Annotated in this window: 17 protein-coding genes and 1 riboswitch; all 17 genes read left to right on the top strand. The window is 41.9% G+C overall.

Annotated elements, in window-relative coordinates; genetic code table 11:
- Window positions 1–119: 119 nt before the first annotated feature.
- Window positions 120–1,061 carry a hypothetical protein gene (locus tag WCV65_RS19035; RefSeq protein WP_338778690.1) on the top strand — a complete coding sequence of 314 codons (942 nt, stop codon included), beginning with the start codon at window positions 120–122 and terminating at the stop codon, window positions 1,059–1,061.
- Between the two features lie 137 nt (window positions 1,062–1,198).
- Window positions 1,199–1,993, top strand: a complete 795-nt coding sequence (locus WCV65_RS19030) for a hypothetical protein (protein WP_338778688.1) — start codon at window positions 1,199–1,201, stop codon at window positions 1,991–1,993.
- Between the two features lie 584 nt (window positions 1,994–2,577).
- The gene (locus WCV65_RS19025) at window positions 2,578–3,246 is read left to right on the top strand and encodes a sugar transferase (RefSeq protein WP_035404872.1); all 669 of its coding nucleotides are present in this window, start codon (window positions 2,578–2,580) and stop codon (window positions 3,244–3,246) included.
- A gap of 28 nt (window positions 3,247–3,274) precedes the next feature.
- A complete protein-coding gene (locus WCV65_RS19020; RefSeq protein ID WP_338778686.1) occupies window positions 3,275–4,195 on the top strand; it encodes an NAD-dependent epimerase/dehydratase family protein in 921 nt (306 codons plus the stop codon).
- Window positions 4,196–4,421: 226 nt separating this feature from the next.
- Entirely contained in the window at window positions 4,422–5,540 is a 1,119-nt protein-coding gene (locus WCV65_RS19015) for a glycosyltransferase family 4 protein (protein ID WP_338778684.1), read from the top strand.
- Between the two features lie 12 nt (window positions 5,541–5,552).
- A complete protein-coding gene (locus WCV65_RS19010; protein WP_035404869.1) occupies window positions 5,553–6,650 on the top strand; it encodes a glycosyltransferase in 1,098 nt (365 codons plus the stop codon).
- Between the two features lie 7 nt (window positions 6,651–6,657).
- Window positions 6,658–7,419 (top strand): glycosyltransferase family 2 protein, encoded by a 762-nt coding sequence (locus WCV65_RS19005; protein ID WP_338778681.1) that lies wholly within the window; start codon window positions 6,658–6,660, stop codon window positions 7,417–7,419.
- A gap of 24 nt (window positions 7,420–7,443) precedes the next feature.
- Window positions 7,444–8,316 (top strand): UTP--glucose-1-phosphate uridylyltransferase GalU, encoded by an 873-nt coding sequence (gene galU, locus WCV65_RS19000; protein WP_338778679.1) that lies wholly within the window; start codon window positions 7,444–7,446, stop codon window positions 8,314–8,316.
- 39 nt (window positions 8,317–8,355) lie between these two features.
- A complete protein-coding gene (locus WCV65_RS18995) occupies window positions 8,356–9,669 on the top strand; it encodes a UDP-glucose/GDP-mannose dehydrogenase family protein (RefSeq protein ID WP_338778677.1) in 1,314 nt (437 codons plus the stop codon).
- An 87-nt stretch (window positions 9,670–9,756) separates the two neighbouring features.
- A complete protein-coding gene (locus WCV65_RS18990) occupies window positions 9,757–10,896 on the top strand; it encodes a S8 family serine peptidase (RefSeq protein ID WP_338778676.1) in 1,140 nt (379 codons plus the stop codon).
- A gap of 354 nt (window positions 10,897–11,250) precedes the next feature.
- Complete coding sequence (locus tag WCV65_RS18985) at window positions 11,251–13,917, top strand: hypothetical protein (RefSeq protein WP_338778675.1); 2,667 nt, start codon at window positions 11,251–11,253, stop codon at window positions 13,915–13,917.
- A gap of 830 nt (window positions 13,918–14,747) precedes the next feature.
- Window positions 14,748–17,108 (top strand): 5'-nucleotidase C-terminal domain-containing protein, encoded by a 2,361-nt coding sequence (locus WCV65_RS18980; protein WP_338778674.1) that lies wholly within the window; start codon window positions 14,748–14,750, stop codon window positions 17,106–17,108.
- A 143-nt stretch (window positions 17,109–17,251) separates the two neighbouring features.
- A riboswitch (cyclic di-GMP riboswitch) is annotated at window positions 17,252–17,339 on the top strand.
- Between the two features lie 85 nt (window positions 17,340–17,424).
- Window positions 17,425–17,853 carry a swarming motility protein SwrAA gene (locus WCV65_RS18975; protein WP_338778672.1) on the top strand — a complete coding sequence of 143 codons (429 nt, stop codon included), beginning with the start codon at window positions 17,425–17,427 and terminating at the stop codon, window positions 17,851–17,853.
- Window positions 17,854–18,301: 448 nt separating this feature from the next.
- Window positions 18,302–20,869: a hypothetical protein gene (locus WCV65_RS18970; protein ID WP_338778670.1), complete on the top strand. Its 2,568-nt coding sequence runs from the start codon at window positions 18,302–18,304 to the stop codon at window positions 20,867–20,869.
- A gap of 140 nt (window positions 20,870–21,009) precedes the next feature.
- Window positions 21,010–22,752, top strand: a complete 1,743-nt coding sequence (locus WCV65_RS18965) for a M14 family zinc carboxypeptidase (protein ID WP_338778668.1) — start codon at window positions 21,010–21,012, stop codon at window positions 22,750–22,752.
- Window positions 22,753–22,992: 240 nt separating this feature from the next.
- Complete coding sequence (locus WCV65_RS18960; protein ID WP_338778666.1) at window positions 22,993–24,111, top strand: NlpC/P60 family protein; 1,119 nt, start codon at window positions 22,993–22,995, stop codon at window positions 24,109–24,111.
- 108 nt (window positions 24,112–24,219) lie between these two features.
- Window positions 24,220–25,608: a transglycosylase SLT domain-containing protein gene (locus WCV65_RS18955; RefSeq protein WP_338778664.1), complete on the top strand. Its 1,389-nt coding sequence runs from the start codon at window positions 24,220–24,222 to the stop codon at window positions 25,606–25,608.
- The last annotated feature ends 2 nt before the right edge of the window (window positions 25,609–25,610 follow it).

Genomic DNA, 25,610 nt, shown 5'->3' with positions numbered 1-25,610 from the left:
TCTTCCCTTTAATTTTCTCCAGAAAGACGAAACCCTGTAAAAAGAGCCGGAAACACTATATACTTTAAAAAGAGCCAACTTCGGTGATAATCTGACTAACATTCTAGGAGGAACATATAGTGAAAAAAGCATTACTGGCTGGTATAGGAACCATTCTGCTCATAAGCACACTGTCCATGCCTGCTGCCCTGGCTGCAGAGTCTCCTGCGTATACGAATGCCGTTAAAAACGGAAACACGCTTGCAGCGAAGACGAGATCCTTCAAACAAGCGATCAGCAGCAAACAAATTACAGCTATTCATTCCCAATACAATTCTTTTACGGCATCCCTTAAATCAACCGAAGCTTCTATTGGAAAAGTACCGGGTTCCAATAACCGCCAAGCGTTACTGAAAAAATATGTGGCTCCGGCTAAAATCGAAGTCGAGCGCACGATTTATGAAGTTTCCCAGTACAGGCTCCTTTCATCCATGGAGAATAGTGTTTATAAGGAAGCCTATACCATCGATTCGGATTTGAATAAACTGGATCGTCTTAAAAAAAGGGCGACGCAAATTAAAGAGACCGGCGGATACCCTGACCTGGACCCTGCTATCGGCAACTATCTGCGCAAGAAAGAAGCGAGAGCAGAGGGGGAATATACGATTACGTATGTAGACGGGTATAAAATCCTCATTAATAATGACAAAAATATATACTATGCCAATAATATGTATGATTACTTATCAAAGCATATTAAAGAAACCGAAGAACGAATTGGACAAGTGTCCGGCTCATCTGCACGGGAGGAGCTGCAAAAGCTATTCGTCCAGCCCGGAAAAAAAGAAATGGAACGAACCATTTATTATATTTCAAGACACCGTTTAATGAACAATTTGTTTAGTCTTGCTCAGTCAGGAAAGGCAGAAGAAGCGAAGTCGAAATTGCCGGAGCTGGACCGTCTTAAGGAAAAAGCGGAAAAAATCATTAAAGATGGCGGGTATACTCCTCTGCCAGAAGAAATCATCAATAATTTAAATGAAGATGAGCAACAGCTGAGAGAGTTAATTAGCGCTGGATAAGAGTCAGGCCATTATGGCTTGGCTTTTTTACTATCCCCCCCATGTGTAAACTATGTAAAAAGTTCGACAAAACACCCAATATTTCCCCATTATGTAGTATACTATCAAAAGTTAATTAGACCTTTGGAGGAAAAGCTTTGAAAAAGACGGCTCTCGTCCTTACCGTAATCGTATCTGCAGCAAGCATATCAGCAGGAAAAATATACTGGGATGATAAAATCCAAAGACAGACAGCAACGGCTGCTTCACAGCGAGTTGCGAGCACGCCGGCTGTAGAAAGTACGAACAGCATACAGCCTGAGCTCGTTGCTGTAAATTTAACAAAAAATTTGCCCCGCCCTGCAGCAGATGTAATCATGAATGCGGAAAAAGGAGGAAAGCCAGTTAAACTCGTCCTGTTCGGATCCGATACATCCAATGGGGAAAAGAATTCATGGTCAGATCAGTTTCAGCGAAAGCTAAAGGAGCATTATCCTCCCGGCATTTTTCAAATGCAATCCATTTTCTTAAAAGACAAAACCTCAAAGGAAGTTTTGTCAGAAAAGCTTTATAGTAAGGTTGTTGAAGCAAAGCCAGATCTGCTGCTCCTAGAACCGTTTATTCTCGAGGACAATGGAAAGGTTGGCATAGATCGGACACTTGAGAACATAACGGTGTTAAAAAATCGCATTCAATCGGCTAAAAAGGATTGCATCATCATGATCCAGCCGTCCTATCCACTGTATGACGCCAAATATTACCCTAAAGAGGTTGAGAAACTAAAAAATTACGCAACAGAAAATGGAATTGCCTATCTCAACCACTGGGAAAACTGGCCCCCAGGGAATTTGGAAGATCTTCTCTCCTATTTAAATGAAGATGAGACAGCACCTTCTCCGAGAGGACAAAAGGCTTGGGCGGACTATCTGACAAAAGTATTTGTTAGAAAATGATGTGGAAGCTGGTTTAGGAAAAATGAAATATTGGGTAAAGAAGCTTAGCGTGCATGAATGTAAAAAAAACAGCAGGTTAAGCGCGTAAAAATGGATGCAGTACCGAACTCTTTTAAGGATATTTCACACACTTGTTTACAAAAAATTTACACAGTAATTGCAACCATTTCAGATCTGCTTCGTCATATCCTTATGTATGGAAATTCCAGGCTTGTTTGAGGGGCATCTGCCCGCTGCATTTGCTTTCCAAATTAATGTGATTTTCTCTGCAATCTGCACGCATTAAGATGGGGTTTACTCAAACAATAAGGTTAGACGGTTAATGAGGCGGTTCTTGAAGTATGCGGATGCGCAATCAAGGGAATGGCTGAATTATCAGTTTCAGTTTTACAGCTTTCCCCTGGGAAAAGTAAATTATGTCAAAGAAATGAACGGTTTTGCAGAGAGCGGAACCACATCCTGAATTTTATTGACCTTTTTTTTAAGTAGTGATATTGTTCTTATGAGTGAATTCTTTGGAACAAGCAGAAAAAGCAGGAAACACTAACATAAAGTGAACCGAAAGAAATTTAGAGGTGATTTTGGTGGCGATTAATCGGGCAGAGTCCAATTTGTATCGTAAGTATCAATCCGTTGCCTACGCACAAACAGCAGAAATAAACCCGAAAAAAACAGCATATAACGAATACGGAAAACGAATTGCAGATGTCATTTTAGCAATGATCGGCCTAATACTTTCAAGCCCAATCGTTTTAATTACCATGCTTGCGATCAAGCTGGAATCCCCTGGTGCGGCACTCTTTTTTCAAGAGCGCGTCGGTTTGAAGGGACATAAATTTAACGTAATCAAGCTTCGTTCCATGAGAACGGACGCTGAAAAGAACGGTGCACAATGGGCATCTAAAAATGATCCGCGTGTAACGAAGATCGGAGCATTTATCCGTAAGACACGGATTGATGAGCTTCCTCAGTTCTATAACGTCCTTAGAGGCGATATGAGTCTGATCGGTCCAAGACCGGAACGTCCGATGTTTGCGGAGTCCTTTGAACGTGAAATCCCCGGTTTTTCTCAGCGCCTTGGCGTTAAACCAGGCTTGACAGGATGGGCCCAGGTAAACGGAGGATACGATATTACTCCTAAAGAAAAGCTTCAGCATGATTTGTACTACATCTCAAACATGAGTTTTGTACTTGATCTGAAAATAATCTTCAAAACAATACGTGTCATCTTTACTGGTGAAGGCGCTAGATAAGATCAGTCTAGGAGGATTTCCTAAAGTTATGAAAGTTTTAGTAACGGGTGGCTGCGGGTTTATCGGCTCGCATATCGTGGATTTATTAGTGCAGGAGCAGCATGACGTAATGGTTGTGGATGATCTTAGCACGGGCAAACAGCAAAATGTAAACCAAAAAGCTCAATATATGGTAAGCAGCATTAATGCTCCTGAGTTTGATGCAGCGGTTGAGAAATTTAAACCTGAAGCCATCATTCATCAGGCGGCACAGGTAAGTGTTCCGCGTTCGATTGATAATCCGTTCAAGGATGAAGAAATCAACATCCGCGGCTCTCTTTCCGTGATTGAAAGTGCGAAGAAACACGGCGTCCGGAAAATTATTTTTGCATCATCTGCAGCTGTTTACGGAAACCCGGAATACCTTCCGGTAGATGAGAATCACCCTACGAAGCCAATGGCTCCTTACGGTGTTTCCAAGTTTTCCGTTGAAAAATACCTGCAAATGGCGCAAAGCCTGTATGGAATTGACTACACCATTCTCCGTTACGGAAACGTGTACGGCCCGCGCCAGGACGCACTTGGTGAAGGTGGCGTTATTGCCATTTTCGCAGAGGCTTTATCCCGTGGAGAAGCACCGTTTATCTTTGGAGACGGAGAGCAGACACGTGACTTCGTTTATGTAGGAGATGTTGCGCAAGCTAATGTGAAAGCATTAACGAGCGGAGATAATAAAATCTTAAACGTATCTTCTGCTGATAAAATTACGATCAAGGAATTGTTCTTCCTGATGAACGAAATTTCCGGAAACAGCCTTGAACCGATTTTTAAAGAAGAACGCAGCGGTGATATACGGGATAGCGTGCTATCGAACAGCGACACCATTTTGGCTCTTGATTGGAATGCTGTGGTCAACTTGCCTCAGGGTCTTGCCAACACATTGGAATTTTATAAAAGTGCATCAAAATGAGTAACTGTCATCTCCCGCTGCAATTCGCATAAACCAGGTTCATTGGATTGCGAAGCGGGGGGTTTTTTTATGGACAATTATAGACAATCGAATGCAAATAAAATAAATAGTTGTACGATCTTCCATTTTTCGTACAAAAAGCCCGGGTGTGCAGCGAATTGATTATAGTTCAAGCACGAGTGAGTAAAACCAAATAGAGTAAAACGTAACCATAGAGGAGATTATCATGAAACACGCCATCGTTTACTTTCCATATGAGCTTCAAAAAAACCCTAAAAGCGGTTCGGGAGTCCGGCCGAAACGTTTAGTTGAAGCCTTTACCCGTTATGGGGAAAAAGAAAATCTTAAAATCATCGTCATCTCAGGCCAAACAAAGGACCGTAAAGAACGAATTCGTGAGTACTTGGGAAACCACGATGTAAAGGATGCTGTATTCTGCTATATGGAAAACAGCACAATGCCTTACTGGCTCACAGATAAGGACCATGTTCCCCGCGGAATTGGAATGGATTTTCCTTTCTGGAAAAAGCTAAAGGAAAACGGCGTTCCGATTGGCTGTTTCTACCGTGACGTCTATTGGCAGTTTGATGAAATGTACGTACCGCCGTTCGGTTATAAATTTTTAACCCCGGTTATGAGAAATATTTACAGAAGAGAGCTCAGCACGTATCATAAAGTAGTGGATAAAATGTATCTTCCTTCATTAGAAATGAACCGCTTTGTAAAATGGGAAAAGGAATTCGACGAACTTCCTCCTGGAATGGAACAGGTGCCTGCCTTGGAGCATAACACTAGTTCCGTACCAACAGCTGTTTATGTAGGCGGTATTACAGACACCGTTGGCATTTTAACCATGCTTGAAGCATTCAGTTTGTTAAATGAAGGCGGAGTGAACGTTAAGCTTGAATTCATATGCCGTGAAGGTGAATTTAAGAAGTACCCTGAAGTGCAAAAATTCCAGGATGAGCCTTGGATTTCCATCCAGCATTTGTCCGGAGATGAATTAAAGGAAGTATACAAAAGAGCAGATCTTGCATTGATCCCTAGAGAAAAGAATACGTATCATGATTTTGCCATGCCGGTTAAATTGTTTGAATACCTTTCCTACAGTCTGCCGGTTGTTGCGACCAACTGTGATGCGCATGCGAGGTTCCTTGAAGATAATCAATTCGGAATCGTTTCAACAGTGGACAAGCAGGATTTTGCAGAGGCCGTTCATCAAGCATTGAAACCGGAAGTTCATCAGGAGCTCGTCCGATCCATCCAGGAACATGCATTTGAAAAAAACAGCTGGGATGCACGAGTTCAGAAGGTTGTGTACGATCTGACAGCCATCCGTAAATAAGAGGTGAAGAAAATGAAGATTGCCATTTTAGCTCCAGCAAATAACGTCCACACGAAAAAGTGGCTGGATTTTTACAATAACAAAGGATATCAAGTTTTAAATATCAGCTTTGACAGCCATACCGATCATGAGGATCGTTCCCAGTGGCCTAACGTACAAACTCATTATTTGAAGCTAAAATTCTCCAACAAGCTTTCTTATTTTCTGACTGTACCTGAAATTAAGAAGCAGCTTCAGAGTTTTCAGCCTGATATTCTGCATAGCCATTACGTATCAAGCTATGGTCTGGTTGGTGCTATGACCAACTTCCATCCGTATATGATCTCTGTATGGGGCATGGATATATATGATTTTCCAAAAGAGGGCAAACTAAATACATACATGGTGAAATATGCTTTAAGCAAGGCTGACGTCATCGGTTCTACAAGCCATGTTATGAAAGAAGTGACGGCACAGTATACAGACAAGCATATCGACGTGACCCCGTTCGGAGTGGACATGGAAAAATTCAAGCCGATGCCAAACCGCAAGCCCGATGATAAAGTAACATTCGGGATTGTTAAAACGATGGCAGAAAAGTACGGAATTCGTTATTTGCTTGAGGCTTACGCGGAGCTTAAGCAAATGGTACCGCCCCAAGCTTTTGAAATGACCAATCTGGAAATTGTCGGACCTGGTCCGAAGCTTGAAGAATACCAGGCTCTTGCAAAAAAGCTTGGCATTGATTCGCAAACCGTTTTCCACGGAAGAGTACCGCATGCCAGAGTGCCGGAGCTGATCAATTCCTTTGATGTGTTCTTTGTTCCATCAACACTGGACAGTGAAAGCTTTGGAGTAGCGGCTGTTGAAGCTCAAGCGTGCGAGGTGCCGGTTGTCGTCGCTAACGTCGGCGGATTGCCTGAGGTTGTAAAGGACGGAGAAACCGGTTTTATCGTACCTACGAAAAACAGCACAGCGCTGGCCGAAAAAATGAAGCTATTTATTGAAGAGCCAGAGCTTGGAATCGAGATGGGCAAAAAGGGAAGACAGCATGTCCTTTCTTTATACCGCTGGGAAGAAAATGCGGAGCTCATGTCAGACATATACGACAGAACATTAGAAAGAAGGTAATTACGAAGTGGAAAAGCACCTCGTTTCGATTATTACGCCTTCCTACAACAGCACGAAGACCATCGGTGATACGATCCGCTCTGTACAGGCTCAAACTTACGGGAATTGGGAAATGCTCATTGTGGATGATTGTTCGAAGGATCACTCACGCGAGTACATTAGAGGCTTTGCCGAAAAAGATCCGCGCATTCAGCTGGTTGAACTCGCTGAAAATGGCGGAGCAGCGGTTGCGCGAAACACCGCGCTCAGAATGGCCAAAGGAAAATACGCAGCCTTCCTGGACAGCGATGATTTGTGGCATCCGGAAAAACTGGAGAAGCAGATTCGGTTTATGGAAGAGAATGACTATGCGTTTACCTTTACGAAGTATCAGCTAATGCAGGAAGATGGAGAAATCTTAAATAAAGTCATCGATATTCCGGACAGCATTGGATATCACGGACTTCTAAAAAATACAATCATCGGCTGTTTAACTGCTGTAGTGGATTTAGAGAAAACAGGTTTAATTCAAATGCCTAATATTAGAACCAGACAGGATTTAGCTTTATGGCTTTCCATCCTTAAACAGGGATATACAGCGTATGGCCTGCAAGAGGTATTAGGGTATTATCGGCTTGTTCCGGGATCCATATCAAGCAACAAGCTGAAAGCCGCTAAACAAAACTGGAAGGTATACCGGGAAGTAGAGAAGCTTAGTCTTCCATATTCCATTGTGTGCTTTACTGGATATGCTCTAACATCAGTTAAAAAGTATATGAGAAAAAACTAATATTTCTACAGGGGGATTGTAGTTATGAAAGTAAGAAAAGCCATTATTCCAGCTGCAGGTTTAGGTACACGCTTTTTGCCTGCTACAAAAGCACAGCCGAAGGAAATGCTTCCGATTGTAGACAAGCCAACGATTCAATACATTATTGAAGAAGCGGTTGCCTCAGGTATTGAAGATATTATTATCGTAAGCGGACGCGGAAAGCGCGCGATCGAGGATCATTTTGATAAATCCTATGAGCTGGAAGAAACGCTTGCCAAAAAAGGGAAAGACAAGGTTCTGAAAGAGGTTCAGGCAATCTCCGGCCTTGCCAACATTCATTACATCCGCCAAAAAGAGCCTAAGGGATTGGGCCATGCGATTAACTGTGCAAGCCGTTTTATTGGCGACGAGCCTTTCGCCGTTTTGCTTGGTGATGACATTGTCCGTTCGGAAGTTCCGTGCACGAAGCAGCTGATTGATGCCTTTGATCAGCATCAGCGCAGTGTCGTTGGAGTGCAGCAGGTTCCTGATGAGGATGTATCCAAATACGGAATCATCGCTCCGCAGGAAACGCCGAATGGAGATAAAATGATTTCTGTACATACATTGGTTGAAAAGCCGAAGAGAGAAGAAGCACCTTCTAACTATGCCATTATGGGCCGCTATATTTTAACACCTGAAATTTTCAGCATTCTTGAGGAGCTGCCACCGGGAGCCGGCGGAGAAATTCAGCTGACAGATGCACTAAAGGTATTGAACGAAAGCCAGCCAATTTACGCATACAATTTTGACGGCCAGCGCTATGACGTCGGCGACAAATTTGGGTTTATTAAAGCAACTGTAGATTTTGCCCTTGAGCGCGATGATTTGAGAGATCAAGTGAACAGCTATCTGGAAGAGGTAGTGAAAAAGTAAACCTGCTGGAGAGACCAGCAATTTGGAGGATCTGACATCATGCAAATAGCAGTAGTTGGGACAGGGTATGTCGGCCTGGTAACGGGCGTCTGTCTGTCTGAAATCGGCCATGACGTAACTTGTGTCGATATCGATGAAAAAAAAGTGGAAAGCATGAGACAAGGCTTATCTCCCATTTATGAGCCGGGTCTTGATGAATTGATGAAAGCGAACATTGACCGGGGAAGACTGCATTTTACTACGAATCATAAAGAAGCATTTGCCGGTGCTAAAGCCATTTATATTGCTGTAGGCACGCCTCAGCGTGAAGATGGCCAGGCAGATCTTCGCTTTGTTGAGCAGGTAGCGATTGATATTGCGAACAACATTGAAAATGATGTGGTCGTTGTAACAAAAAGCACCGTGCCAGTTGGAACAAATGAGCGCGTGCAGTCGATTGTAAGAGAGCATTTGAAAGAGGATTACAAGGTTCACTCTGTCTCCAATCCGGAATTTCTTCGTGAAGGATCCGCTGTAAAGGATACGTTTGAAGGTGACCGGATCGTCATTGGATCCAATAACGAAGAGGCAGCGGCTCTTCTAGAGGAAATTAACCGCCCATTCGGGATTGAAATTTTCAAAACGGATATCCGCAGCGCGGAAATGATCAAGTATGCATCCAATGCATTCCTAGCGACGAAAATCAGCTTCATCAACGAAATTGCCAACCTTTGCGAAAAGCTTGAAGCAGATGTAGAGGATGTTGCGGCAGGCATGGGACTCGATGACCGGATCGGCAGCAAATTCCTGAAAGCGGGAATCGGCTACGGCGGCTCCTGCTTCCCGAAAGATACCAGCGCGCTTGTCCAAATCGCAAGCTATGTTCAGCACGATTTCAACCTGCTGAAATCCGTTATTCAAGTTAATGGTGAACAGCAGCGTATGCTTGTGACAAAAGCAAAGCAGCGGTTCGGTACCCTGGAAGGAAAACGCGTAGCTATGCTTGGTCTTGCGTTCAAGCCGAACACAGATGATATGCGTGAAGCAGCATCCATCACGCTAGCCCATGAATTGGTGAAAGAAGGAGCAACCGTCGTTGCCTATGATCCGATTGCAGCAGACAATGCGAAAAAACTTCTGCCATCAGAGACTCTCTATGTAGAAAGCCCGGAGGAAGCAATCACCGGAGCAGATTTTGCGATGATCGTGACTGAGTGGGACCAAGTAAAAGCTCTTACCTTCAATGACTATATTGAGAAAATGAATGAGCCAATAATTTTTGACGGACGCAACTGCTACTCTCTTGATCAGGCAGCCCAGTATCCGGTTGAATATTATTCAGTTGGACGAAAAAACATTACGAACCAAAACTAGATGGAATTTTCCATCTAGTTTTTTTTATGGTATCCGATTAGTATATAAGAGAAAAGAACGACTAACTTGAGAGAGTAGAGTGAAAAAATGGGGAATATCGTCAAGATTCTGTTCATATGCTGTCTATTGTTTGGTTCTGCGCTGGCTGTACCGGCTCCGCAGGCAAATGCCGATACATCGCGCTATCTTGTTGAACTGTCCAAAAATCCTGCCGATCTGGCTGCTTCTTTAAAAGAGTGGAGCATCATCAGAAGCTTTTCATTGGATGGGCATTATTATGCGGTCCTAACAGGGGAAAAGTCCCTGCAGGAGCTCAAAAACAACCCAGCCATTATCAGCGCCGGAATTGACAGAAAAACAACAGCTGCGTCCTACAAACAAACGACACCATGGGGGGTGAAGAAATCCCAGGCATACCGATTGAATGCAAAGGACTGTGCATGCAAAATTGCCATTATTGATTCAGGGATATCCGATCACGAGGATCTTAAAGGCCGGGTGCAGTCCAAAATAACGTACCTTTACGGAAAAGAAATTCTGAAAACGGCTAAAGACACGGCACAAGATCAGCATGGAACGCATGTCGCGGGAATTATTGCCGCCAACAACAATACATTTGGCGTAACAGGTATGGTTCCGAATGCCAAGCTCATGGTCGTAAAAGTATTTGAAGGGGAATACGGCGGATATTTCTCAGATATTACAGCTGGAATTGCGTGGGCCGTTAATAACGGGGCTGAGGTCATGAATATTAGTCTCGGCGTTCACGCAAGCAAAGATGAAGTAACAGAAAGAGTATTGAAAAGCGCCTATGATAAAGGAGTAGCAATAGTTGCTGCAAGCGGAAATGAAGGTTTGACAGTGGATTACCCGGCTTCATCCGCGTATACGATTGCCGTTGGTGCTGTAGACCAGTACTATCGAATGCCCGCTTGGTCTAATTATGGAAAAGGCTTGGACCTTTTAGCCCCTGGAGTGGATATTCAATCCACCGTGCAAACAAATAAGTATGCGTCTTACAGCGGAACCTCCATGGCAGCTCCGCATGTAACAGCAGCAATTTCGAAACTTTTGCCCCTGTATACAGGACCGAAAAATGGGGAAAGAGTAGAATGGGTGAGAAGCAGATTAAAAGATTACGCGGATGTGAGATCTGTAGCTATAAAAGGCCGCACCCTGCAGGTTCCGGTATTGAATCTTTACAATAGCTATTACGGGTTGAAATAACTTTCGACAGCATTCAGCAAATTTCCATGGTATCTTTTGCATTGTTAAGAATATTTTACAAAGAATATGAAAAATTTACATGAAATTGCTGGCATTTTAAAATATTTTGTAATATGATTGTCAATAGGTATTCCTCTTGCTAAGTATTTCCTTTGTCTAGCACTTTTTTATTAGTTTCGCATAATTTCAAGTTGAAATAACAGACAAAGTATGTAATAATTTACTACGGTATAGGAGGATATACATACCTATTAGTTCGTTTTTGGTAACTGGGGATTATGCCAGTCTACATAATTGTCAGTTTATCAATATACAAAATACCTTAAACACAATTTGAAAGGGGAACACACCAAAATGTCAAAAAAGAACACTGTAAAGCTAGGTCTTGCTGCTGCTGTAGCTGCTAGCTCACTAGTAGCTGCTAACCCAGCACAAGCTGCTGCTGCATCTAAAGCTGAAACTCTTGTAAAAAATGCTGAGGCTGCTGTAGCTAAGCTTAAGCCTTTCTACACAATCATGAAAGCTGAGCAAGTAATGGTATCTGCTGAGTTCACTAAAGCTTACAACGAAGCTACTGCTGCTGTTAAAGCTGCACAAGCTGTAAAGCCAACAGGAACTTGGGCTACTAAACTAGCTGCTGCTGAACAAAACCGCATTAAAGCTGCTCGCATCATTGACGCTGTTAAAGTTGGCGCTGATCTAGAGAAGAAAGTTGCTGCTCTTGACGCTCTAGTTAAAGCTAATAAACTAGACGACACAACTGTAGCTGCTTACAATGCAGTTTCTAACGCAGTTCTTGCTGTTGAGCGTTCTGCAGGAAAAGTTTACGGAGCAGATGCTCGTAAAGCTGTTCAAGCTAAATACGTTCTTCCTGGTAAAATCGCTAAAGAAGTTGTAATTTTCGAAGTTTCCCGTTACAACCTTCACAAAGAACTTAAACAGCTTATCGCTGATAACAAACTAGATGAAGTACCTGCTAAAGTAGCTCTTCTTCAACGCCTTGAAGAAAGATCTGTAAAAATTAAAGAAGAAGGCAACAAACTTCACCCGGGTATGTACCCAGCTCTTACAGAAATCAACGCTGCTCTAGCTGCAGATAAGAAGAATGTAGTTGCTAGCTACGAAGCTAAATTGACTCCAATGGTAGCTAATGTTGAGTCTATCAACGCTACTCAGCTTAAAGTAACTTTCAACAAATCTATCGATGCTAAAACACTTTTTGCTGATGGAGTGAGCGGAGCATTTGTTACAGATGCATTCAAACTTGTTTCATTAGACGGAGTACCTGCTGGAGCATTGAGCGGTGAACTTTCTGCTGACGGCAAAACTCTTACAGTTACAGCTGCTAACGTTCTAGGAAAACGCTATGATGTAACAGTAGATAAAGCAAAATCTCTAGATAGCAAATCTCTAACTAAATATGAGAAAATGATTTCTGTATCTGCAGACACAACTGCTCCAACAATCGTAGGAACAGAAAAGCTTTCAGCTACACAAGTGAAAGTGAAATTCTCTGAGCCAGTTAAAGCATTTGCTGGAACTACATTCAAATTGGCTGATGGAACTGACGTAACTGGCCAAATCACAGGAACAATTGCTGATGGCGCTACTGAAGCTGTCTTCACAATTGGTTCATCAGTAGCAGTTAATAAAGACATTACAGCTACTATGATTGGTGTTCAGGATAAAGCGGGTAACCTACTTACTCCTAACCCTGCTACTGTAACGTTCCAAAAGTCTGATAAAGATGGTACTAAACCAACTGTAACGACTATTGAGCAAGTTTCAGGCACTAAATTTGCTGTAAAATTCAGCGAAGAGCTAAATACACTTCCAACTGTAACAGTTAACGGTGTTGCTACTACTGTAGTAAAAGATTCTGCAGATGCTACAAAATACATTGTAACTGCTTCTTCTGTTCTTGATGGTGCTGCTACAGTTGCTGTAAGCAACATTTTGGATCGCAGCGGAGAAGCTGGCGACAGCATGAGCCGTGTTGTTACATTCACAAAAGATACTGTAGCTCCAAAAGTGGTTTCAAGTGCTGTAGTTGCTGATGCAACATCTAAAGTGGAATACCTTGAAATGACGTTTGATAAGGATGTTACGCTTACAGCTGCAACTGTAGACGCGACTGGAACATACGTAAAAGACTTCATTACAACTACAGTAGCTGCTTCTGATCTTTCTGCTACTACAGTAACTTACAAAGATGCTAACAACAAAAAAGTAGTTCGTGTTAACCTTGATACTCTACTTGGATCTAAAGATGTAGAAGGTGCTGTTTACAACCTTGATTATGTCCTAAGCGGCGTAACTAGCGATGCAAACGTAGCTGCTACAAACGGAAAAGTTACATTTACTCGCGGTAAAGACGGAGTACCTGCAAACAGCGATAAAGTTGCAGTTAACTCGTTCGATCAATCTACTACAAACAACAGCAAAGTTGAAGTAGTATTCAGTAAAGAAGTTGACGGTGCAACTGCTGTCAATGCTGCAAACTACAAAGTTGACGGTGCTGTAGTTGAATCTGTACAACTTGAAGGAGTTTTGGCTAACGGAACTCAAAAAGCTGTTTTGACTCTTCAAGCTAACTCAAATAACTTCACAGGCGATCGTAATGTATCTGTTGAAGGAGTTAAAGCTAAAGGTTCTTCTGTAGCAATGGATAAATACACTGCAGTTAAAAACTTCAAAGAGAACGTTGCACCAGTCGTAACAGCTGCTAGACTTACTGCTACTGACAAAATCACTCTTACATTCTCTGAAAAAGTAATGCAGACTGCAACAACTGCAAATGACTTTGAAGTACTTGTTGGCGGACAATCAAGAGCAACTGCTAACAACGTTGATTCTGCATTAACAGCAGCTGGCGCAACTACAGTTACTATCGATATCCCTGCAGTTACAGCTACAGAACTTTCTAAAGGATTGTCTCTTAAAGCTCTAACTACTCTAGATATCATGGATGCTAACGGCAACAAACTATCTGTTCCTGCTAACATCACTGTATCTAACTAATTTAAAAGTATTATAAAAAAGACTCTGCTTTTAAGCAGGGTCTTTTTTTGACTTCAAAATATTTACTAGATTGACACAATTGAATGAAAATATAAAAGTCGTGGCTTATCAATAACTTAAAGTTAGGCGTAGCATTGAATCTCCACATCAAGGTGTATTGTCATTCCAATATTTTACGTCATAAAATACAAGTAACTATAGCAACAAAAAAACAAAAGAGACAGTCTGAAAAAGTTGTATGATTATTTCATTTTTGCTCCGGTAATACATTAAAGCCCAGTGACGTAAAAAACCATATAGAAAAATACGTATTCCCCCACATGCATCCACATGCACAAGAGGCGTGGAGCCGGAAATTTACGAATGGCAGGGTCAGCCTTAATACATACTACCGTGAGAGGTGAACGAACCTGCAAGATCAAAAGTATTCTGATCATCAGAAGAAAAAGCCTGACGACAGGGGAAGAGACGGCTGTACAAATGGGTGCCTGGATAGCTGCGGCTGCACAAATGGCTGTTTTACATTAGGCATGATCCCCATTCAGTTCATAGTATTAGGCTATTACTTATTGGAGAGATTTTAAAAAAGGTGCCGGTCACCACCAGAAGGAATTCAAAAGGCTCCGTGGATATCTCTGCGGGGCTTTTTTGTCTTGCAACTAAAAACACACCAATTTACAAAATAAACAAATAATTTACATCCATAACATAGATATAAAATCGCTAATACGATAGACTCAAAGATAAGTAAGCTTTTTGACCCCAAAGCGTTTTTTATAGGGGGCGTATTAGCGGAGCTTATTAGAAAACTTTAGGAGGAAACATAAATAATGTCGAAGAGTAAATTCTTGAAATCCAGTATAGCGGCTGCAGCTGCAGCTTCCACTGTTGTAGCAGTCAATCCAGTTCAGGCAGCTTCGAGTTCTAAAGCGGAACAAGCAGTGAAGAACGCTGAGTTTTATTCCAATTCTCTATCCACGTTTTACAAGGTGGATGAATCCGGAGATTTGCTGTTATCTCCTAGTATTCTAAAAAGCTATAATAACTCCAAAGAAGCCATATCTGCAGCGAGAAATGAAGTTTCAAAGCTTAGCAGTCCCCGCATTAAAAGGCTAATGAACGATCGTCTTGAGTTCTCTGAGATTCAGCGCTTGCGTGCAGCTTACATAATTGACGCCGTTAAATACGGTGAAAAATTGGACAGTGCAAGATACAAGGTAAAAGCTGATTTTCTAGTACTGTCTCCATCGGAGCTTAGAAGAGCATACGATGATTTAAGAAAGCAAACGATGCAGCTTGAAAAAATGGTTTCAAAGGTTTATGGCCCGAAATCAAGAGAAGTTGTGAATACTCGCTTCGTCTTGCCTGCTAAACTGACGACTGAATCCTTCTCCTATGAAATGACCCGTTATGATTATCATCAAAAAGCTAAGGCTGCTCTTTCGGCTAAAGACCAAGGAACAGCGGATAAAATGTTTGCAATTATCAGCATGCTTGAAACGAAAGGTGCTGATTTAAGAGCCGAGCTTACGAAACTATATCCTGACAATCAATTGCTAAAAGAATTCTACTCTTTAATTGATGCTTCCCTTGAACCTGCTCTAATGAAGGAAAAAATGGACTTGAGAACTCAGTATAAAGTTCTATTTCCAACAAACTTTGAGCTTTCCGTTTTGCACACAAATGACACGCATGCGAACCTGGACCGTGCTCCAAGACTTGCTACTTCCATTAAAGAAACGAGAGCTATAAAGAAAAATTCCGTGCTTCTTAACGCTGGAGACGTATTTTCCGGAACGCTTTACTTTAACGAATTTAAAGGCCAGGCTGACCTTGAGCTAATGAATCTTCTTGATTATGATGCAATGACATTTGGTAACCACGAATTTGATCTTGGAACAGTAGTGCTTTCCGACTTTGTTAAAAAAGCGAAGTTTCCATTCGTCAGTGCAAATGTTGATTTCTCTAAAGATGCCAATATGAAAGCTTATGCCGGATCTGACGTTTCAGCTGAACCGAAGGATGGGCAAGCCTACAGGGCCATTGTGAAGAATATAGATGGAGAAAGAGTGGGGATTTTCGGACTGACGACAGCTGAGACTTCCACTATTTCAAGCCCTGGTAAAGATGTTGTATTTGAAGATTACATTGCTGAAGCAAAAGAAGCGGTTAAGCAGCTTGAAGCGCAAGGCATCAATAAAATTGTTGCGTTAACTCATATCGGCTACCAGGATGGCGGCGGAGATAACGATGTAACTCTCGCAAAAGAAGTAGAAGGAATTGACGTAATTGTCGGAGGTCATTCTCATACCATGCTGAGTGCACCGGTAATGGACAACACAGGTGCTGAGCCAACGGTTATTGTTCAGACTGGTGAGCTAAGCAAGAATCTTGGTGTGCTTGATGTAGAGTTTGACACAAAAGGAAAGGTAATTAAGCAAGCTGGCAAACTGATTGATATTGATCAAAAATCAGGGGATCAATTTGTGATTAAAGAAGATGAGGAAGCGGCTTCTGTCCTTAACACAAAGTACAGACCGGCTATTGATAAGGTTAAAAACGAAGTGGTAGCAAAATCAGAAGTAGCTCTAAATGGAGTTCGTGCAGATGTCCGTACGAAGGAAACGAACCTTGGAAACCTTATTGCCGATGGGATGCTTGCAAGAGCCAAAACCATCAACCCTAAAACCGTAATGGCTGTTCAAAACGGCGGTGGAATTCGTGAATCCATTGATGCAGGAGATGTGACAATGGGTGAAATCCTCACAGTTCTGCCTTTTGGGAACTCCCTTGCAATTATGAACCTTAAAGGTGACGAAATTAAAGCTGCACTTGAGCATAGTGTAGAACTGGCTCCGAAAGAAGCAGGAGCATTCCTTCATGTTGCAGGAATGAAGTTCACGTATGACAGCACGAAGCCTGCTGGTCAGCGTGTCGTGAAAGTAGAAGTGAAAGAGGATGGGACGAACTATACCGCTCTTGATCCAGCTAAAACGTATTCAGTAGCTACAAACGCGTTTACTGCAGCTGGCGGAGACAATTACACGATGTTTAAAAAAGCTTACGATGAAGGCCGGGTCAGTGAACCAGGTTTTACAGACTGGGAGACGTTTAGTCAGTATCTAAAAGCTAACCCTGGTATTAAGCCTGCTGTAGAGGGACGTATCATCGATCAGAGTGCAGGAAAATAATTAAGAATCGTATCAAAATAAACCCCCGCAGTGAAAATGAGCAGGGGTTTTTTGATCTGTATTTAAGGATAATTCATGTAGAATATAGATAATATTCCAAAACAATAGTATAATAGTCACTATTGGATTAAAATCCAAATATACCAGTATAAAGGCAAACCTGCTGAAAAGCAGGGACGCAAAGCCGTGAGTCTAAGGCATTTATAATGCTAGGATCGTCAGGCCGCCGTAGGAAATAAGTGCTTACACCAGAGAAATTTGATTTGGTCTGTTTAAGCTTATGCGGCTCAGGTTTATTAATGGAGGGTGCATAGGAATGAGTAATGAGTTAACCCCGTTTGATCAGCGAATGAATGATAAGCAAATCAGGAGCTATTCAATACGGAGAGAAATTGATTTTGTTATGAGAGAGAATCAAATTTTAAAAAGCAGGAAAGCAGAGAATGCTGTGACCTTATTTATACGATATTGTGTAAATTATACAAGCTGCACAAGTTTTTCGGATATCAGCAGTTCCACACTTGAAGATTATATTCAGCATCATATCGGCCGGCCCAATAAGTCCAGAGAGTATGATTCATTTAAAGGGTTAAAAAATGATGTGAAGCTCTTGGAACAGCTTATTTCCAATTCACCAGACGATACTTGCAAGCTGGACTTTTCGCTTATGAATACGAATCTTTGGTCTTCTGAAGAAAGCATTGAGTATTACAAACCCAGAAAAAATAATTTTTTCCTTCAATAATCCAAAACTGCAAAAAATTATTAACAATTGAGGAAAAAATTATGATACAATTAGGACGAAAGTATCGAGTGATTTTTTGTATGCCACATACATAGACGCAGATAGACAGAAATCTTAAACAACATACGTCTTAGCATTTAGATTCTTTCACCTAACTTGTTTCCCCTTTCAAATTTTCATAAAGCGGGAGCCCCTCATGCTGTTCTTGACATCAGTGTGAGGGGTTTTTTTATGTGGCATCTTTACAAAACCTTAAACTCCCCGAAGTGAAAAATTTACCTGAATTTGATATTTTTAAAAGTATACATTTCCTCCCAATAATTTTAAAGTGATTTTCCAAATTCCTAAGACATAAATCCTAACGTTTGGTAGAATATACATATTAGAGAAATAATCGGATTTTCTGGGAGGGAAATTGGATTAAAGAAAGGTTTTGGAGGATATTATTGTGAAGTTACTTCGTATGTCATTATCTGCCCTGCTCCTCATTTCATTGCTCGCATTCCCCGCATCTGCCACGGAAGGACCGTATAAAAATATTGGTCCGCAAGTTCAATATGTAAATGTAATACGAGGTGAAGCCGGACAGGATCAGTATGGACGTCCGCTTTATTATGCACTGCTGCAGGGTGAGCCTGCTAAGCTTGTTGTTATGGATTTACAGACGAAGCAAGTGATTGATATGGAGACTCTGACTGATGCTACTGCAGCCTGGTCAATTGAGGTTGGTCCGGATCGTCAGGTTTGGCTGGGATCTACTCCTAACAAAAATCTTTACCGTTATAATCCTGATACAAAAGAGCTTTCAGACTTGGGTAAAGAACCCTCAGCATCCAATACAACCATTTGGGATTTAACGTATGATACGAAGCAAAATCGGGTATTTGGTGTAACTTCATATGGCGGAACGGTCTTTACATATAGTGATGACAAAGGGTTTGACAGCCTTGGTGTTGTCATGAATGGACGCAAGTACGCAAGAAGTGTTGAATATGATGAAGACAATAACACATTATATGTGGGCCTCGGTTCTCCGGCAGCTCTTATTAAGTGGAACCTGAATACAAATGAAAAAACAGATATTCTGCCTGAAGAATATAAATCTGCCGCCTCTGTTTATGATCTGGACCTGGCGGGCGGAAAAGTATATGCGAAAATGGAAAACAAAAGTACACTGCTCGTCCTGAATCAGGAAAGCAATCAGCTGGAGCATGTTCTGCCGGCAGACTCCAGAGGAGTATCAGAAAACTGGAATGGCCAGAACGTATTTTACAGTGCCCAGGGAAAATTATTTGAATTTAATCCAACAGACGGAAGCAGCCGGGAGTTAGACTCGAACTTATCCCGTGCAGGCGCCGTATCATTGGATATTCTTAATGTAAATGGACAGACCCAGCTTGTAGGCCTGGCTGGAAACAGCGGCCGCTTTTATGAATATAACCTTGCACAAGATCGCTTTAAACTTTCTTCCTTAAAGCTCCCTGCGCAGGCTGTAGAAATCTACAGTGTAGGAAACGGGGTCAACGGAAACATTTACAGTTCAGGATTCATCTCCGGAAAACTTGGAGTGTATAATCCAGAAACCGATACAACTAAGATGTATGAGGGTCTTGGACAGGTTGAGGACATGACATCCATGAATGAGAAGATGTTTTTTGGTGTCTATCCGGATGCACTTGTGTATGAATACGATACAACTAAGGAATGGGCTGCAGGAAGCAATCCAAGAAAAATTATGGACCTTGGAGCAGATGGACAGGATCGTCCGAAGGCTATGGCCACTGACCAGGAAAGAAACAGACTCTATACGGGAACGGTTCCAAAACGCGGGCAGAAGTCCGGTATGTTCCTATCGTATGACTTAAATCAGCAGCAAATTGTTCATCAGGAATCCCTTCCATACGAGCAAAGTGCATCGGCCATGGTTTATAACAATCAATCCCAAACCTTGTACCTTGGAACGAGTGCTTATGACGGCAGCGGAAATCTCTCAAAAGAGACAGCCAAATTGTTTGCGATTGATACAAACAGCTCGAATTATGCTAAAAAAGAAATCGAACTTCCCGGCGGGTATGCGATTAAGATTTCTGCTTTGACCATGACTGCAGACGGAAGACTGTGGGGCATTGTGGATAACAAGCTTCTCGTTTATGATCCAGTCAAAGGGATGCCGAATCTTTATCCCATCACACCTAACCAAATCCAGGGAATGTACAAGACAGAGAGCTTGATGCAGGATCCTTCCGGAGATCTGTACGGAACCTTCCAGGGAATGCTGTTTAAGGTTGATACAAATACACTGGAAATTACAAGCTACGATACACGTGATGTGTTCGACTTGGCAAAAGATAATAAAGGGAATCTGTATTATAATCTCCGCTCCAATCTCTGGAGGCTGAATCCAAATGATTTAACAGAAGAGCATGTGTTAAAACCGGGTGAAATTAAGATACCAAATGTCTTAACATCCGATTCACCATTCCCGGTTGCACGAGTGTTTTCTAAACAGCCGCTGCTGCTGTACAAAAAAGAAGGAAATACCATGGTGCCGGTTAAACAGCTGCCTGGTAAAGCTTTCTACCGTGTGTATGGAACCTATAAAAACTACTATCACGTAGGAAATGACCATTACTTCTACAACGAGCCGCATAAAATTTCCACCTATGTGGGAAGAGTATTAACTCTTACAGAAGCACCGATTATGAAACCGGACGGAGAATTGTTCAGGATGATTAAGCCTGGTGAGGAAATTCGGGTTTATAGCTATGACGGTCTATATTACGATGTAGGAAATGGCTACAAAGTTCAAAAAACAAGTGATGTGTCCTACTATGTAGGAACTGTCGAACTTACATCAGACTCGATGATGTTCCAATATGGGGAAGCTCTTCCTGTCATGAAGCTGCAGGCGGGAGAGGAATATGAAATTCTGAATGTCGATGGTAATAAATTAGATATAGGAAATGGTTTTTATCTAGAATACAATAAGCAATCTATGATTTATAATAAAAACTAATGAAAACCCGGGAGCCCTGTTCCCGGGTTCTTTTTTTCCTCCGCTAAATACACGGTCGGCCCTTTGAAGTCAAGTCTGGAAATGACTCCGTTTCATGGTAGATTGTTAGAGAGATAGAAAAAGCGGAAAGGAACGAGAGAGTGAGAAAATTAATTTGGATAATTGCCGCCTTTGTTTTTTGCATAAGCTTCACTGGCACAAAAAGCTTCACTGGCACAGAAGAGAAAGCCTCTGCTGCCCCGTTCTCTGTCAATGCTAATCAGGTCTATACGTATGATGTAATGAAAAAGGATTTACAAGCGCTTGCTGCTACATATCCTCACTTAGTGAGCTACAAATCAGTTGGAAAATCGGAATATGGACGTGATCTTTACGCTGTCTCGATCGGGAAAGGCCCTGCGCAGGTTTTTGTAAACGGTTCACACCATGCGAGAGAGTGGATGACTACCAGTCTCAATATGAAGATGATTGATCAATATGCAAAAGCCTATTACAGTAACTCAACAATCAATGGCCTATCAGCTAAGTCAATTTTAGACCAAACTACGATTTGGTTTATGCCCATGGTGAATCCTGACGGAGTTTCACTTCAGCAATATGGCGTGAAATCACTTCCGGCCTCCAGTCAGTCATCTGCGTTAAAGATGAATGGAGGAAGCGCGGATTTTAAACACTGGAAAGCAAACGCAAAAGGGGTCGACCTGAACCGTCAATATGATGCAAAATGGTCGTCGATCTGCTGCAGCCCGGGCAAGCCCGCTTCAGAAAACTTTAAAGGCTACAGCCCGGCATCGACTGCTGAAACCAAAGTGGTCCTGGGGTTTATGAAGGACATTGACCCTGAAATGTCGCTAAGCTATCATTCAAGCGGAGAAATCCTGTTCTGGAATTTTTACCAGACCGGTGCCCGCTATACGCGCGATTTGAACTACGCGAAGCAGCTTGGAAGAATGACTGGATACCGGCTCGTATATCCTGGACCTAACCCGTCTGGAGGAGGATTTACAGACTGGTTCCTGCAGACATACAAGCGCCCTGCTTTCACGCTTGAAATCTCTCCATTTGTAGGAGATACGAGTGTTCCGCTGAAAAATTTCAGCAAGGTATGGGAGGAAAACAAAGATGTAGGGCTCTACGCTGCGAAAGAGGGCTATAAGCTGTACCAGCAGCGGGTTGGTTCAACGTATGATCAGCAGGTTTCGCAAGTAAACAGCTATCTGCAGTCAAGTTTTAAATTAAAGCCGCATTACACAGCGAACATAAAGTCACAAGCAAACTTATACATATCGGCTTCTATGAAAAAACTGTATGATCAGTCCGATTATGAAGTGAAAAGAGCAGAGGGCATCGCCTCTAATTTGCCTGCCTATTATAAAGAAAATGCCATGAAAAATGTAAGGAATGCTAAACAGATTCGGCTGCAGGCTGCCTACTTTATTGATGCTGTAAAAGCAGGGGATCTTCTAAATAAAGAGCGCAGTGAGCTGCAGTCATTTGCTGCAAACGGAACACTGAATGATGAAACTGGAGCCGCTTATGATGAGCTTTCCAGGCAGCTGAAAAAAGAAGAAGCTTCCATTGGTAAAGTATATGGCGGCAGTGAAAGAAGCTTGTTTGGACAAAAATATCTTGTTCCTGCAAAAATCGCCAAGGAAACGGTGATCTATGAAATATCACGCTACCGTCTTCTAGCAGAAATTAAAGAATTGAAAGCAAAAGGAACCGATCCGGTCATTTTGCAAGAGAAGTTTAATCTTTATGACCGATTGACTGAAAGATCAGCAGCTGTAAAAAAAGCTGGAAACCAATTGTATCCAGGAAAATATCCGGATTTGCCGGGATTTGAAACAACACTGAAACAAATTGAAAATGAGCTTAGATAGATAATGAAAAGAGGGGGTCTTTTGACCTTCTCTTTTTGTATGAGACTCGTTTAGTACTAGGTTCTAAAAGCACCTATTTAACCGGGTTTTGACAAAAAAATTTGCTGAAACGTGACATAATTAATCGTAAAATCACTTTATTGTAATGTTATTGTAACATTACGGAATTATGTAATAGAACTGTTATACTACTTCCTTCATCCGTCATGTATACTAATCTTGTGCCAAAGGAGGAAGAACATGAAGAAACCGATTATTGCTCTTGGATTAGCAACATCTCTATTATTCAGTTCGTATCTGCCAGCCAACGATGCGAAAGCTGCATCTACTTCATTCGAAACTAATATCATAAATATAAGCAAGCAATACATAGGAGTACCGTACAAATGGGGAGGAACCACTCCATCCGGCTTTGACTGCTCAGGGTTTGTAGGCTATGTATTTAATAAAGCAGGATTATCCGTACCCCGTACGGCTGATGGAATGTACAATTCAAGCAGTATGGAGAGTGTATCCAGTAAACAGCCTGGAGATCTCGTATTTTTCAGAACGATGAGCAAGCCTTCCGTTTCCCACGTAGGGATTTATATTGGAGGCAACCAATTCATTCACGCATCCTCTTCAAAAGGTGTAACGACAAGTTCACTTGGAGAGAGCTACTGGCGCAATGCATACGTTAGCGCAAAAAGACATTCTACGCTAGGAACTGTACTAGCTGCTGCGACTGAGAACTATACACAATCTGCAAAAGAGCTAGCTAGCAATTTACAGTCCAAATACTCGACTGCCGATAAAATTAACGGTTTGGATTCTTCTTTAATCGGGGAATACAATAGGTTGAAGGCAAAAAGCAAGGATGCTAGTTTTACAGAATACATGAATCGTTCTGCAAGAGTGATTGATGCTGTAAAAACGGGCATGGATCTTGAAAAAGAAACAAATGAACTCACGTCCAAACTAATTAGCGGACAGCGTTTGGATGCTGAAACGAACAAGCTATACGATGAGCTTTCCTACAAAATTGGCAAAACGGAAAGTGTAATTGGAAAAATGTACGGTGCATCTAACCGCAAAGTGTTCAATGACCGCTTTGTTACCCAAGCGAAAATTGCCCGTGAAACAACAAAATATGAGGTATCCATGTATCGTCTCATGAATGATATTGACAGCCTCATTGCTAAGGGATCTGTAAAAACGGCGATTGAACATTTTGAAACTCTATCAAGACTGGAAACGCGTGCTTCTAAAATTAAAGCAGACGGGAACGCTCTGCATGCAGGCGGATACCACAGTCTTTCTAAAATCAATGCCGATTTAAAAGAGCGCAAGCTGGCGCTTAAAGCGAAATTAAACCTATAATTCTACTGAAAAGCAGATGCTGCAATGAGCATCTGCTTTTATTTTTTTGCTATTATTGGTAATTATTACATGATAGAATGATAGAAGAAACTTTAGGGGGTAAAAATAGTGAAATTATTAACAGGAGCTGTACTAGCCGCATCTTTATTATGGACACCGGCAGGAGTACAGGCTGAAACTGGTTCATGCAGCGAGCCTTCGGTCATTGAGATGAAAAATATGTTAGCTGATGCAGCTAAAAAATATGATGTACCTGTTGAAATCGTTAAAGGAATTGCCTCTAAGGAAAGCGGAGGCTTGTATCAATGTAAAAACGGAGCACCGCTGGTTACATCGGATGGCGGAATCGGTATTATGCAAGTAACCCTCAGTCCCGGGGATCATCCTGAAATTGATCGGGAACGCCTGAAAACAGATGCTGCGTATAATATTGATCAAGGCGTCAGCATTCTGAAAGAGAAATATACTATTAAAACGAATCCTGTTATTGAAAATCAATCTCCTTATATTCTTGAGCATTGGTATTTTGCTGTGCGGAACTATAATGGGAATTCCGGTAAAAACGATCCGACACAACATCCAGGATCTACGTATCAGGAATTAGTTTATAAAAACATGAGCCAATTTGGTAATACGGTTACAACCCCATTCCCAGTAAAGAACTATGATCCAAACTGGAAGCCTGGTAATGCTCCTATGCAATGGGCTTACGGATATACAGCATCTGCAGGTGACTTAAATAAGGGAGATAAGGTCATTACGAAAGAGCCAATCAACAATTTGCGCAAGGAACCGAATACGAAGATGCCTAAATTAGCTGAGATTGGTCCGAATGCTACGGTAGAAATTTTAAGTGATGAGTTATTTGAAGACGATAACCGGAATAATTTGTTTGGCTACTATTATGTAAAAGTAAATGGCAAAACAGGCTATATGGCTTCGTCCAACCTGAAACCGCTCAGAATTGAAACAGCAAATCCCCTATCGATCAACCCGAATAGAAAAGAAGGATACGGAAGGATCAAGCTTTTGAAAAATGTGAGCTCCTATAAATTAGTCAGCGGCAAGGAGCAGCCGTTTAAAACGTATGCGAAAGGTGCTGCCCTAAGGGTATACGGCACAAATAACGGCTCGTATAACGTAGGCGGCGGAGTGTATGTGAAACACGACCCAGCAGAAACAAAACTCGTGATGGCGGTTGCAGTGGATAGCAGAAACAAAGTTGCGGGCTATGCCTCTGAAGACAAGCTGCTAACGATTGTAATGGAAAATGGAGAGGTAAAGTACAAAAAGGATGGCTACAAGCTTTTCCTTGGATATGTGGAGAGTGCTAAGCCTCTTACCATGTACCGTTCAAACGGCACAGTGTTAAAAACCCTTCCTGCAAATACCGGCTACAGGGTACACGAAATTAAAAACGACCGCTATGATATTGGCGGCGGGTATTATGTGAAAAAAACCGGAACTTCCTATTCGCCTGTATTTGGGGGCAATTAATG

It is taken from the genome of Metabacillus sp. FJAT-52054, from assembly GCF_037201815.1.
Classification (GTDB): Bacteria; Bacillota; Bacilli; order Bacillales; family Bacillaceae; genus Metabacillus_B; species Metabacillus_B sediminis.
The sequence above is the reverse complement of the archived record's forward strand: the minus strand, read 5'-3'. Positions and strand labels throughout refer to the sequence as shown.

What these genes read in the sequence shown, in the direction of transcription:
- WCV65_RS18975 (WP_338778672.1), top strand. Translation starts at nt 17,425, where the DNA reads ATGAGTAATGAGTTAACCCCGTTTGATCAGCGAATGAATGATAAGCAA.
- WCV65_RS19020 (WP_338778686.1), top strand. Translation starts at nt 3,275, where the DNA reads ATGAAAGTTTTAGTAACGGGTGGCTGCGGGTTTATCGGCTCGCATATC.
- WCV65_RS18990 (WP_338778676.1), top strand. Translation starts at nt 9,757, where the DNA reads ATGGGGAATATCGTCAAGATTCTGTTCATATGCTGTCTATTGTTTGGT.
- WCV65_RS19010 (WP_035404869.1), top strand. Translation starts at nt 5,553, where the DNA reads ATGAAGATTGCCATTTTAGCTCCAGCAAATAACGTCCACACGAAAAAG.
- WCV65_RS18995 (WP_338778677.1), top strand. Translation starts at nt 8,356, where the DNA reads ATGCAAATAGCAGTAGTTGGGACAGGGTATGTCGGCCTGGTAACGGGC.
- WCV65_RS19015 (WP_338778684.1), top strand. Translation starts at nt 4,422, where the DNA reads ATGAAACACGCCATCGTTTACTTTCCATATGAGCTTCAAAAAAACCCT.
- WCV65_RS18985 (WP_338778675.1), top strand. Translation starts at nt 11,251, where the DNA reads ATGTCAAAAAAGAACACTGTAAAGCTAGGTCTTGCTGCTGCTGTAGCT.
- galU (WP_338778679.1), top strand. Translation starts at nt 7,444, where the DNA reads ATGAAAGTAAGAAAAGCCATTATTCCAGCTGCAGGTTTAGGTACACGC.
- WCV65_RS18960 (WP_338778666.1), top strand. Translation starts at nt 22,993, where the DNA reads ATGAAGAAACCGATTATTGCTCTTGGATTAGCAACATCTCTATTATTC.
- WCV65_RS18980 (WP_338778674.1), top strand. Translation starts at nt 14,748, where the DNA reads ATGTCGAAGAGTAAATTCTTGAAATCCAGTATAGCGGCTGCAGCTGCA.